The sequence below is a fragment of the Flavobacterium lotistagni genome (assembly GCF_011392125.1).
Taxonomy (GTDB): Bacteria; Bacteroidota; Bacteroidia; order Flavobacteriales; family Flavobacteriaceae; genus Flavobacterium; species Flavobacterium lotistagni.
Genome location: NZ_JAAJBU010000007.1, coordinates 1 through 14,290 on the forward strand (window position 1 = coordinate 1; position 14,290 = coordinate 14,290).

The following is a 14,290-nucleotide window of genomic DNA, read 5'->3' on the forward strand; positions in this document are numbered from 1 at the left end:
CATCACAGTCATCGTTTGTAGTTGAATAACCTGCCGGTGTAGTCAAACCTGAACAAACTGAAGCAGTAGCTGTACTTCCGTAAGTATCACCATCTGCATCTACATAGAACGTAGCGAATTGGTAAATAGCTGCGTTGGTATCGTCGCAATCAGTATTATCGGCCACAAAGCCTAATGGTTGAACACAAGCCGATTGTGTGATATTTAAGTTACCAAAATTATCTCCGTCACCGTCTGCATACCAAGTTGTTGGCATACTTACATTCACTATAGCTTCGCCGGAATTACCTGTTCCCACAAGCGCATTGGCATCGGTTACAGAGACTAAAGTATAGGTAGTAGTTGCAACCGGAGTTACAGCGATGTTGCTACCACTTACATAGTTAGTCACAGTGAAATTCGTAGTTCCGTCAGTATAAACTACGGTAAAAGGTGAAGTTCCACCAGTAACTGTAACAGTCAAATTAGCAGTCTCACCATTACAAATGGTTGTGGTGCCAGCCAAAACTGAAGCAGTTGGTGCTGTAGCTAAAGTAAAGCTAGTGGTATTTAAAGTTAAAGTTCCTGCGCCCGAAGCTGTCGTCCAGTTCGCCGGATTAGTCACTAGAGCCTTATAAGCATCGAAAGTAGTTTGATTATTTCTTGAACCAGTATACTGACCTCTAGAAGATAAACTTCCAAAAGCGATATTACCATTAGCTACGTTGAGCTGCGAAGGAAGATAAGAATTGTTAGAAGTAGCAATACCTGCTGTAATCCATGAAGCGGTAGCCGAAGTTCCTTGCGCATATAAACCAAAAAGAACGGTACCGTTGAAAGTGGTTGGGTTACTGTTGGTCGCCCAATCTGGGTTGTTGCCTGAAGTAGCCGCACCTTGATAAGCAAATATGTTATCACCTGATCCAGACAAGCCACTCAAGTTTCCAGATACAATCGTTCCGTTGTTGGTGATGGCTGCTGTTGTGTTGTCTTGGATGGTAATCACAGAACCGGCAGGAATCACGCCGCCATTGTTTCTCCAGATCACGTAGTTCTCTCCGCCTCTACCGTTGTTGATTGCGTTAGCCGAACCAGCACTCAAGAAAGCATTATCGGTAAACTTGATATAAGTGTTCGGATTGATATCCACCCAAGTAGCAAAAGCAAACGAATCGGGGGCGTTCAATTGGAATCCGATGATTGAAATATCACCCACAGTCAAAACCGTTGGAGCCAAAGTAATGTTCGCCGTTAAACCTGTAGGTTGTGTTAGCGTATAATTCGCAGCATCAGCACCAGCCAATGTTGAAGTAGAAGTTACTTCAATACCAGTTCCTACCGCCGAAGTAGCGAAAGTTCCGGTTCCGTTGAAAGTCACTACATCAGGAGCAATGATTCCGGTTAAAGTTCCGGTAATAGTAGCTGCAGTCGTGCCATCAAACGTTTTGTTGGCCGCAGCAGCACCGGTAAGCGTCAAAGCTTTCGGAGTGATGTTCGCCATCAAACCAATGGGTTGTGTTAAAGTATAATTCGCAACGTTCGCACCAGAAATTGTTGATGCAGAAGTCACAGCAATTCCAGTTCCGGCATTAGCTGTAGCGAAAGTTCCAAGACCGTTGAAAGTCACCACATCAGCACCTACGATACCATTCAAAGTACCAGAAATAGTGGCAGCAGTAGTACGATCGTATACTTTATCATCAGCAGTAGCCGTCACGGTAAGCGCTTTTGGAAGCACCGTCAAAGTTTGGTTCACAAGCGGAGCTGCATCGTATACTGAATCACCCGCTTGAGAAGCCGTAATCGTAGTAGTTCCCACTCCGACAATGGTTACCACATTTCCGGAAACAGTTGCTACAGCCGAATTTGAACTCACGTAGCTCACTGTCAATGAAGAACTGGCAGTAGCGGTCAAGTTGAAATCAGTATCACCATAAACCACATCGGTCAACGGATCAAATGTAATGGTTTGTGGAAGCAGTGGCGCAGCTGTAATATTAGCTGTCAAACCTGTTGGTTGTACTAAAGTGTAGTTCGCAGCGTCAGCACCAGTCAAAGTGGATGTTGAAGTCACTTCGATATTGGTTCCTACGGCAGCAGAAGCGAAAACTCCGGTTCCGTTGAAACTTACAACATCCGGAGCAATTACACCAGTTAAAATACCAGTAATGATTGCGTCGGTGTTACCGTCAAATACTTTATTGGCAGCAGCAGCACTAGAAATTGTAAGCACTTTTGGAGTGATATCAGCGGTTAAACCTGTAGGCTGAATCAAGGTATAACTTGATGCATTGGTTCCGTTCAAGGTTAAGACTGCCGTTACTTCAATAGCAGTACCTACATTAGCAGAAGCGAATGTTCCGCCACCAGAAATGGTAATCACATCGCCATTGACCAAACCAACAGCAGTAGCTCCTGAAATAGTAGCGGCAGTAGTTCTGTCGTAAACTTTATTGTTCGCTACAGCACCAGAAGTTGTGATAGCAAGCGGGCTTACTGTGCTTGAAACCGTAGCCACATTTACAGTAACTGCTGGAGCAGACACTAAAGTAATGTCACCTGAATAAGTTCCGGCCACGGTAGTAGCAGCCAAACGTACGTAAACTGTAGTAGCTGCAACAGTTCCTGAAGCAGGAATCAAAGTTTGTGAAACGCCATAAGCGATACCATCAGTCGATACTTCAAAACCAGTTGGCGCAGTAATCACCAAGTTGTTTTCTAGATCGTGAGCCGATACAGAGAAAGTAGTTGGAGTTGCAGAAGCGGTTCCGTAAGTAGTATCCACAGCAGCAAGTGGTGTACCTGTTACTTCAATAGCCGCTGGCGACATCAAGGTAAACACGGTAGTATCTAGCGTCAAAGTACCAGCACCTGAAGCCGAACTCCAGTTGCTTGGATTGGTGACTTGTGCTTTGTATGCGTTGAAAGTCAGTTGGTTATTTCTTGGTCCGATATATTGACCTCTAGAGGCATTACCTGCAATAGCGATGTTGCTCTCAGTATTGGCCAACAATTCAGCAGGCAAATAAGAGCTGGTTGTAGCTCCGGCTCCGGTGGTTTGCCAAGTAGTCAAGGTGTTATTGCCTTGGGCATACAAACCAAACAATACAGTTCCGTTGAACGTAGTGGTAGCAGTAACTCCGGCGAAATCAGGATTGGTTCCAGAAGTAGCTGGCCCTTGGTAGGCAAAGATATTGTCTCCTGATGAAGACAAACCGCTCAAGTTTCCAGAAACAATAGTTCCTAAGCTGGTGATTCCGGCTGAAGTATTGTCTGAAATGGTAATTACCGTTCCCGCAGGAATAGTACCTCCAGTATTGTTTTTCCAGATGATGAAGTTCTCGCTTCCTCTGGCATTGTTTGCCGCATTGGCTGAAGCGTTAGACAAGAAAGCGTTATCAGTGAATTTGATCAAAGTCCCTTCAGTGATGTCCAACCAAGTCACGAATGAGAAACTATCAGGAGTATTCAATTGGAAACCAATGATTGACAAATCGCCCACACCAAAAACGGTAGCCGCTTCAGTAATATTAGCTGTTAAACCGGTCGGTTGTGTTAAGATATAGTTGCTGGCCGCAGCTCCACTCAAAGTCGAAGTCGAAGTCACAGCGATGTTGTTTCCGATTTCCGCACTGGCGAAATTTCCAGTACCTATCAAGGTCACGACATCAGGAGAAATAATTCCTGAAAGCAAACCGTTGATGACCGCCGCAGTGGTTCCGTCATAAGGCTTGTTCAAAGCAGAAACTGAAGTAATAGTCAAAGTCGCCGGAGTAATATCGGCAGTAACATCAGCAGGTTGCGTCAAGGTATAATTTGCTGCATCTGCTCCAGAAATGGAATAACCTGAAATGGTCAATGGCTTGGCAGTTCCCACATTTTTGTCTGCAAAAACCACCGTTGGTGTTCCGTCAAGGCTCACTGCGTCTGCACCTTCAACACCTACCAAAGTAGCGGTTCCTGATAAAGTAGCCATTGTTGTACCGTCGTATACTTTGGCAGCGCCAGTCAAACCAGAAATGGTCAATACTTTCGGAGTAATATTAGCAGTCAAACCTGTTGGCTGTGTAGCAATGAAATAGTTTCCAGCCTGGGTTCCGCTTAAGGTTAAAGCAGCCGTCACCTCGATATTAGTTCCTACATTTTTAGAAGCGAATACGCCAGTTCCGATAACTGATACATCATCAGTTCCTACAATTCCAATCAAAGTAGCACCATTGATGGTAGCTGCAGTAGTTCCGTCGTATACTTTGTTGTTGGCCGAAGCTCCGATAACAGTCAACTCTTTTGGAGTAATATTGGCTGTCAAACCAGTTGGTTGAGTCAAATAATAGTTAGATGCATTGGCTCCTCCCAAAGTTGAAATCGAGAATACGTTGATTCCGTTGGCGACATCCAAAGTTTCAAAACCTCCGATACCGTTGAAAGTTACTACGTCTGCACCAACAATTCCGTTCAAGGTTCCGGTGATGGTAGCGTCGTAAGTTCCGTCGTACACTTTATTGTTGGCAGTAGCCGTAACAGTAAGTTCTTTTGGTGTTACGTTTAAGTTTTGATCTACCGGTGTAGCCGCATCGTAAACTTCATTTCCAGATTGAATTGCTGTAATGGTAGTTGATCCTACACCAACCACAGTGACTACATTTCCTGAAACCGTGGCCACGGCCGGATTAGAACTTAAGTAAGCAACGGTCAAGCCCGAATCCGAAGTAGCGTTTAAGGTGAAAGTTCCGCTTCCGTAAACTACATCAGACAAAGCGTCGAAAGTAATGGTCTGTGGCAAAAGTTCAGCCGCAGAAATATTAGCTGTTAAACCTGTAGGTTGCAATAAAGTATAGTTGGCAATATCACCAACAATAGTTGAAGTTGAAGTAACAGGAATATTTACACCCACCGCAGCCGAAGCGAAAGTTCCGGTTCCGATTAGGGTAACATCATCAGGAGCAATCACACCTACTAAAGTTCCGGTGATGATGGCATCGGTATTTCCGTCAAACACTTTGTTAAGTGCCGTAGCCGAAGCTATCGTTAATTGTTTTGGAGTAATATCAGCAGTTAATCCTGTTGATTCTACTAAGTTGTAATTCGCTGCATCCGCACCCGAAAGTGTTGAAGTCGAAGTCACCGCGATGGCAGTTCCTACTGAAGCACTATCAAAGAAAGCACTCGCGTTCAAACTTACATCGTCTGGTGAAATTACGCCAGTCAACGTTCCAGTTAAAGTAGCATTGGTGTTTCCGTCGTATACTTTATTGCTGACCGCTGCATCAGGAAGCGTCAAGTCTTTGGCAGTAATATCAGCAGTCAAACCAGTTGGTTGTGTTAAAGTATAGCTCGATGCATTGGTTCCGCTTAGCGTTAAAGCAGCAATTACATTTTTAGCGACACCTACATTGAAATCCTCAAATGAACCACCACCTGAAATAGTAATTACATCGCCATTAACTGTTCCTACAGCAGTAGCTCCGCTGATAATGGCTGCAGTAGTTCTGTCGTAGATTTTGTTTTCAGCCACAGCTCCAGTTACGGTAAGTTCTTTTGGTGCCACAAGACTGCTAGCAAGAGCTACATTCACAGTAGTAGCTGGCGAAGAAACGCAAGTGATGTTTCCTGAATAAGTTCCGGCTAAAGTAGTTTCTGCCAAACGTACATAAATTGTAGTGGCAGCCACAGCACCTGAAACTTGAGTTAAAGTTTGTGTTGATGCATATCCGCTAGCACCTCCGGCAGTTTGCGAAATTTCGAAACCAGCTGGTGCAGTCAGTACAATATCGTTGCTCAGGTTGTTTCCTGAAACCGTGAAAGTAGTGGTTGCTGAAGCCGTTCCGTAAGTAGTATTCAAAACCGCTGGCGAACCTGAAGCCACAATCAAAGGTGCCGTAGCAGAGATTGGCGCAAAAGCAATTCCTCTGAAAGCTGTATTGGCTGGTGCAGTTACAATCGTTGAAGTCGTTCCTGAAATGGTCGCATTGAACGCAGTAGCATCTGTTAATTTGATAATCGCAGAGGTACCTGAAACCGTAGTGGTTGCATACAAATCTATCGATGAACCGTTGTTGGCTGCTGCCAAACCATAAGCGTTGGCTGTAATTACACTTCCACGAGCAGTCCAAGTAGCACCATCATCAGTCGAAGACCATTTGTAAATTCCCGGTGAAGTGGCATAAACGCCGTAGCAGTTCCAGTTGCTTCCTCCGCGATTCACGATTTGGTAAGCATAAATATCCGCTGCTGGAACGTTGATAACGCTAGTTTGACCCGTTGTAGTTGGAAGACCAGTTCCTACTTTGTAGATTCCGGTAGTTCCTGAACCAGTACTAGCGTACAATTGATTATTGAAGATCGAAACCGTTCTGAGGTTGGTAATGTTCGAAGCAATCGTTGTTGGAGTAGTTGGAGTTGTACTGCCTTGGTGTAACAATGAGGTAACTCCTACTCCATTTCCGGCTGTCCAGTAGCGCGAACCATCATTGGTCACTACCGATCTGAAACCAGAACTGTGGATAGAATTCGGCATTACGGTTGTGGAAACACTTCCTAAACTATTTACGCGCGCAATCACACGAGCAATTCCCGCAGTACTGTTTACAGAAGCTTGCCCTAGCACGGCATCATAACCACCTAAAGTTAAGTATTGTCCGTCGGCAGATAAATTCAATTGGCCTTCAGAAGTAGCCGTTCCGCTAGAAAGAAAACGGTTGATGCTACCACTAGTTGTGGTTGGTAAAGCCACACTGATTCCTGCTGTACCTGTAGTGGTATATTCATTCAAGAAAGTAGCCGTAGCCGCATTGGTCAAAGCCGCAGCACCGGTTCCAATTTTAGTTACTACTAAATTTCCGTAGGTAAATGTTGGTACCGCAGTAATATCTGCTGTTAAACCTGTTGGCTGTGTCAAAGTATAATTACCTGCATCAGCACCGCTCAAAGTAGCCGTAGAAGTTACTGCAATTCCAGTTCCTACTGCTGAACTAGCGAAAGTTCCGGTTCCGTTGAAAGTCACTACATCTGGTGCAATCACTCCGGTTAAAGTTCCGGTGATGGAAGCCGCATTGGTCGTATCGTAAGCTTTGTTCTGAGCCGCAGCGCTTTCAATAGTCAAAGCTTTTGCTGTAATGTCAGCCGTTAAACCTGATGGTAAAGTTACTGTGTATTTATCCGCATCAGCTCCGCTCAAAGTTTGTGTAGAAGTAACCGCAACAGCAGCTCCTACCGCAATAGAAGCAAATGTTCCCGTATTTGAAATCGTAACATCGTCAGCACCCACTACGCCTACTAAAGTAGCACCAGAAATGGTGGCCGCGTCGGTTCTGTCGTATACTTTATTATCCGCTATAGCACCCGTAACAGTAAGTCCTTTTGGAGCCACAGTATAAGACAAACTAGCGCTTCCTGAACCGTTAGCATTGGTCGCTGAAATCGTAACATTGAAAGTTCCCACGACTGTAGGAGTTCCGGTAATTTCACCTGTTAAAGTATTGATGTTCAATCCGACAGGTAAGCCAGTGGCATTATAAGAAAGGATTGGTCCTTCGGTTGCTGTGATGGTATAAAGGTCAGCTGCTACGCCATAAATAGCATTAGCAGTCAAAGCACTAGTAATAGAAGGTAATGAAGCCGCTGTAATCGAAGCCGTCAGACCAGTAGGTTGCTGTAAAATATAATTACCCGAGGCCGAACCTGAAATGGTATAACCCGTAACAGTTACCGGCCAAGTGCCTACCTCAGCGCTTGAAAAATTCGCCACTGGAGTACCGCCTAAAACAACGTTCAATTCGTCGCCAGGAACAATTCCAGACAAAACCGGTGTTCCGCTGAGTGTGGCTGTAGTAGTTCCATCGTATACTTTATTGTTAGCAGTGAGGCTAGTAACCGGAAGATTTACTGCAGAGACAGTGCTGGAAGCAGTTGCGATATTGACCGAAGTCGCGCCGCTAGACAAAACGATGTTGCCTGAATAAGTTCCTACCGGAGTGGTGGCAGCTAAACGTACATATATAGGAGTTGATGCAATAGTTCCTGTTCCGCTTACAGTAACGGTGTTAGCATAACCTGAACCTGAAGCCAAAGAAACCTGAAAACCGCTCGGTGGCGTTACTAGAATACCACTAACGATATTGGTTCCAGAAACATTAAATGACGTTGGTGTTGGCGAAGCTGTGCCATAGGTAGTATCAACAGCAGCTAAAGTTCCGCTGGTTGTAATTGAAGGAACCGGAGCTGTAGCCGAAAACGTCAAATCGTCAACAGCCAAGTTATCATCGTTACCCGCATCATTAGTATCGGTCCAACGAATGTATAAAGTTTGTCCGGCAGCCCAAGAAATTCCAGTAACTGTATAATTAATAGCAGTTCTTCTATTGGCCGCATTTCCGTCAGTAGCTACATCGGCAGTATTGTTATTGACCAAAGCCGTAAAATCAAGATTGGTCACATTGACATAAGTTCCACTGGTTAAAGAAGTGGGATTAATAGCATAAGCGAAAGTGAGTTTGTTCAAAACTGAAGACCCGCTTCCTCCATCTTTCCATTGCTCACCAGTGTAAGAAAGAGTGAACTGGGTTAAAGTTGTACCTGTATTATTGGTAAATACAGCTCCGAATTGAGACGTCAAACTTCCTGAAGCAAAAGCCCCTAAAGCCCGTTCATTGGAACTGGTAGCGCCGTCGAAAAAAGTATCTCCTGTACTTGAAGAACCATTATCGACTCTCAGTGTAGTATTGGCGTTGGCACCGGCTTCAACGAAACTCCAACCGGTAGGCAGATTGCTTGCCGCGATAGTCGTGTTGTTTGCAGGTACTGTGCCGAGCAAATTGTTGAAATCCTGAGTGTAATTCGATCCGGCAGTCGCATAAGAAATTTGAGCTGAAGCTGATAGGTTTGCTCCGAAGAACAACACTAGGGTTAGCAAGCCCATGGCATTTAACCTATACAAAGATTTGCTGCTGAGCCGTTCCAATCCGAATAGGGACGCGCATTTTTTTTGGATAAATCCAAATAAGGAGTACGTAAAAGTGGCTAGATAGGCTTGCAGGAAGCCGACACCTTTGACTTTTACCAATGAACCCGGAACAGAAAATCCCGGACCATTTTCAGTAACGGTCTTCGTTTCTTTTTTGAGAAACATATCAGACAGTTTACTGACCAATTGGTGTAAAACTGATTTCATAGTTAATAATTAATTTTTAGGGTTTTGTAGGGTAAAAGTATCGCCTCGATTGCCGAAAGCATTAAACTAAAAGTTATGAATTGGTTAATAAAAAACGACCAATCGCTTGGCCGTTTATTTGTAGTATTTCGTCGATATTTTCGCGAATACCACCAATAGTAATCCCTCAATTTTAATTACTATATTTCTTACTAATTATTTGATTGTCATTTAGTTCTATAAAAAATAAAAACAATTCGTTTACATTTTTACTCCAAACAAAATAATTAGAATTAATATTTTTTTCATCGAGTAAAAGCCTGCCGAGGGTGTCGAAAATTTTGATATTTTTCATTTTCTTAACACCGGAATTCAAAACGACTTGCTTAGCCAAATTTTTGTAAATAATTACTTCATTTTCCAGCTTAATAGCTTCGGAATTTCCTAACAATGAATTCGAGAACCGCAGCACAAAACGTGAATCAAAAACGCCGGATTCAGTGACGAAACTGTATGCACTTTCCTTTAAGTTGTGAACAACACCCAAAAGTCGGTCTTCCAAATAAACGTCTTGGGTTTCAAAAAATCCGTCAAAATCAGAAAGGTCGATTTCAAAATCTCCGGCGATTGAGGTCTTGAAGCCCAATGGAATTTGATCCTGCTCACTAAACTCAAGCGATCTTCCTTGAATCGCCAATTTCTTATTGTCTAAAATCGAATAGAAACTCGCGGAATTTCCGGCTTCTAAAGTTTCGCCATCAAAAGCGTTGTCTAAACCATCGGTTGCATTTTCAATATAACCGACCAAGATTTGTTTGTATGCGCCTTGACTGTTTTTCAATTCCAACCAGATGCGGTTGCGTTGCAAGTCGTTCTGCGTCCTGAAAAATTGCGAATTGTTGCCTACTTCGCGCATCGCATTGGTAAATGTGGCAGTAGTAGTTCCCTCGATGACGCCTTTGATCATGAAGGCTTGGCCCGCTGCAATCATTCCGTTGGGAACGGCATTGTTCAACCCTGCCGCTGAAGCACCGGTGCCCGCACCGCCAGTAAAATTGTAGGTAGCATAATCATCAAAAGTGTATAGATTATTGGTAATCGCTGTATTGTGTGTCCAGAAATATAAGGTCGTCCCCGGATTGACTAGACCAAATGCAGCCGTATTGCCTTCAATAAATTTTTTTGCGCTAATCGCTGACGGATAAGGATTTCCGATACAATTCAAATCGTTGCTTCCGCTTTTGACAATGCTAACCGAATAATCTCCGTTGTTGGGCTGACCGACGAAAGTACCATTAAAAACAGCGGTGGTCACTGGATCAAAATTCTGCGGCGCTCTGATGATATACCCTTTGCCAATATCCATCGGCGTTAATGCCGGAGCGGTGACTGCTTCCCAATTATAGAAAGTAGTGTTGAACCAAAAATACTTGTCTGATAATGTAAACGGTGACAAATTCGCGAGAATCTGATAATCAACCGGAGAGGACCAGTAAGTATAATCATATTTCCGCATCGGTGTTGTATCCCTTTTATAGGTGATGTTTCCTGTGTTAGTGCCGTTATTAATTTGCACCAAACTGGCATTGTTTTCAAAAGTGACCGATCCGCCCAAAATATCCAATTGGTTCTCGATACGCAATGTGTGTCCGGAATTGATTGTGATGTTTCCAGAATTCACCTTGACCGAGCAAGCATCGACATCGCTGGCAGAACTATAGTCGCCATTGAAGACTACAGCCGTACTGCTGCTTGGAACTCCGTTAGACCAAGCCGACCCGTTCCAAGTTGTAGCGTTATAGGAAACTGTGACAACATTGCTGTAGGCGTTACAACTTCCGTTGGCTACGACTGCCCGGTAATAGCGGGTCGAGGTTAAAGTACCCATCTGAGCCGAAGTTAAGGTCGCTGAATTACTCGAAGGAATATCTACCGGAGTTGAAAAAGCGAAGTCGGACGCATATTGCCATTTGGTAACGCTATTGGTGAAACCACTCAAATTTAAATCTGTAGGAGCGCCATTACATATCGACTGATTGGGCGAAGCGGTTCCGCCCACTGCTGCCGGAGTAACCACGTATGGACCTACAGCAGTAATTCCAGCAGTTCCACTTTTCACGGTAGAGCAAGTATTGGCGACAGTGACATAATAGTAGTAGGTTCCTACTGTGTTTGAAAGCGGAGTAAAGGTTGCGGTTTTCGAACCGTTAGCCACCTCAGCCGCAAAAGCAGCTCCTGTCAGCGCTGTTCCTCCGGTAGTAGAATTGGTGGTGTTTCGGTACCATTGGTAGACCAAAGAAGTTCCTGTAGCAGTAACAGTTACCAGACTAAAAGGCGTATTCTGACATACAGTTTCCGACCCAGACGGTTGCGGGGAAATCACTGGCGCCACATTGCGGGTAAAAGTAAAAGTAGCACTAGATTTCGGACACCCGCTGGCATCGGTATAAGAATAGGTAAAAGTGGTTGTTCCGCCCGAATAGGGGCTTCCGATACTGTAAGTTCCGCCAACCGGTGAGCCGCCTGACATGGTAAAAGCTCCTGTGGCACAAGTCGATAAATTGGTAGCGGTAACTGTAGCCGTATTATTTTTTACAGTCACTACGGCAGCACCACTATTTCCGGTTCCTGCTACTCCATTAGCATTGGTTACCGAAACTATAGTATAAGTTCGTGTAACCGTTGGTGTAATCGAAATGTTTGCACCACTGGTATAATTATTCACAGTAAAATTGCTGACTCCATTAGTATATACAACCGTGAATGGTCCTGTTCCCCCAGTTATCGTAACGACAAGATTGGTGGACAATCCGTTGCAAATTGCCGTGGTTCCTGAAATGACCGAAGCCGTTGGTCCGGGCAAAAGCGTTCCGTTGAAGGAAACGTTGTCGAAACGCCATGTTCCCAAAGGATTGGCGACAGCCGCCGGAGTTGAAACCTGGCGAAACTGCCCCGTAGATTGATAATGCGCCGCCAAAAGCCTGATACCAAAATTGGGATTGTTATTTGCCGTTGGGATTGCACTAAAATTTACAATCGTTCTTCGGTACTCGTCACCAGTAGAGTTGGCTTCAAAACACCCATTCCCATTGATACTTCCGTTGCAGAAAGTCGTGTTTCCGGCCGTCATGTTGAATGAATTCCAAGTGGAGCCATTTGTAGTATATTGCAATCGAACGGTATTGGCTGCCGTATTAGACCAACGCTGGTCCCAAGTAAAAGTGATATTCTGGTAACCGACTGTGGAGGCATTGAATTGAACGCCATTGGACTCATTAGTACTTCCTGCATCGAATGGGTTCAGAGCCCAAGCCGTAACTCCACTTTGTGGGCCACAACCGGTTCCGGCCATTCCGGTAGCAGTTCCGGTAGTAATTGTTCCTCCTCCTAGATTAATCAAGGCAGAAGTTCCTGTCCCGACATTCGCCGTCGGATTGTCTAAAGTACCTTGTAAGGGTTCGTATGTCCAAGACGCGATTTGGGCATTTGCTGCCACACCAACGAGCCAACAAACAAATAAATACAGTGCTTTTTTCGAAGAAAAGTATAGAAATTTTTTCACAGAAAATCTTTTATGATGGAATTATCTATTTATCGGAACAAAGTTAAAACCACCCTTATCCTCAGCAGGTTACCTCAGCGTAAAATATAGATTCACGCATTTTAAATTATCATTATTTAAAAGTTAAGCAGTGCTTCGAGAATTCACAATTTTATAATACGACACTAACGTTTCCAAAACAGTCTGTAGGCTATTTTTGGAGTTCAATCATTCCTGTTATGAGAAACGCTTTACTGGCAAGTTTGCTGCTTTTTGCTTTCATTTCTTGCACCGAAGATCGTGACATTCCCGCTGCCGAAATCATCAAGGTAAACCCAGAAAGTCAATTGATCTATTATTGGAATTTCAATAATTTATCGGGAACTACCACACGGATTATTCCTGACTATTCTTTAGTAGCCACAACTGCCTCCATCACCTACGACGGAACCGGGCCCGGCTACATGGACGGCGATACCGGCGGATATCTCCTCAATGCCAGAAACAATGACTTAGGCGAGAATCTACTGAAAGTACGCAATCCGTCACATACTAGAAGTCTGCTACTGAGCTTGCCGACCAACGGCTTTCAGAAAGTAATTCTTCAATTCGCTTTGTCAAGAAGTAACAACGGCGCTACTACTCAAAATTATACCTATACCATTGACGGTTTACATTATACAAATGTTGGATTGAACAAAATCGCGCACAATCCTGCTGCCGACCCTACTGTAGATTTGGTAGCCATTGATTTTTCGAATATTCCAGAGGTGAGCAATAACCCCGATTTCAAATTCAAAATCGATTTCAGTGGCGACGCGGCGGCGGGCGCTTCAGGTAACAACCGTTTTGATAACATCACTCTCGAAGGGCTCGCTTCGCAATAATAATATGAAATACAAATTACTTTTTCTTGGTGTCTGTTTCAGCATTTCGCTCAGCGGACAAACTCAAAAAACGGTTAGAATCAAACCGTTCAAGTCAATCGCTACCGCAATTCCAGAACCTTCTGACAGTTGTTTTGACAAGAAAACCAATCATTTCTTTGTGGTTAGTGACAACGGTGTTTTATTCGAAACCGACCACGATGGGATAATCTTGCGACAAAAAGCCGAAACCAACTGCGACTATGAGGCCGTTTACGTTAACGATGATTTTGTTTATGCAGTTGACGAAACACACCGCAACATCCATATTTATGACCGAAACACGTTAGAATGTTCTAAAATCATCAATGTGCCCTATTCCGGTGGACGCAATTCAGGCTATGAAGCCCTTACCTTCAATCCGGTCAAACAAAGTTGGTTGCTTTTCACCGAGAAAAATCCGGTTACGCTTTTTGAACTCGATGCGCAATTTGTTATTACCAATCAAATAGCACTTTCTGCTTTAGCGCGCGATATTTCAGCCGCTACGTTCAATGAGGGTTTTCTTTGGTTGTTGAGCGATGAAGACCGAACTGTTTTTAAACTCGACCCAAAGACGTATCAATGTATCGCCCGATGGGAATTGCCTTTGATTAATCCGGAAGGGTTAGCGTTCGATGCCGAAGGAAAATTACTGATCAGTTGCGATGATATGCAGCGGATGTACTATTTCAATAATCCCGAGAAACCCTAAAA

The 14,290-nt window shown here is 44.0% G+C and carries 4 protein-coding genes; 2 read left to right on the forward strand and 2 right to left on the reverse strand.

What is annotated here, in order from left to right:
- Together G4D82_RS08980 and G4D82_RS08985 are read right to left on the reverse strand one after the other, a co-directional pair.
- A partial coding sequence (locus G4D82_RS08980; RefSeq protein ID WP_166336807.1) for a beta strand repeat-containing protein occupies positions 1–9,148 on the reverse strand: 9,148 nt, incomplete at its 3' end.
- Between the two features lie 172 nt (positions 9,149–9,320).
- On the reverse strand, positions 9,321–12,689 hold the full coding sequence (locus G4D82_RS08985; protein WP_166336809.1) for a lipoprotein LpqH: 3,369 nt from the start codon (positions 12,687–12,689) through the stop codon (positions 9,321–9,323).
- A 218-nt stretch (positions 12,690–12,907) separates the two neighbouring features.
- Between G4D82_RS08985 and G4D82_RS08990 the strand changes: the two genes are divergently transcribed.
- Positions 12,908–13,555, forward strand: coding sequence for a hypothetical protein (locus G4D82_RS08990; protein WP_166336811.1), 648 nt, complete (start codon positions 12,908–12,910; stop codon positions 13,553–13,555).
- Positions 13,556–13,559: 4 nt separating this feature from the next.
- Entirely contained in the window at positions 13,560–14,288 is a 729-nt protein-coding gene (locus G4D82_RS08995) for an SdiA-regulated domain-containing protein (protein ID WP_166336813.1), read from the forward strand.
- The last annotated feature ends 2 nt before the right edge of the window (positions 14,289–14,290 follow it).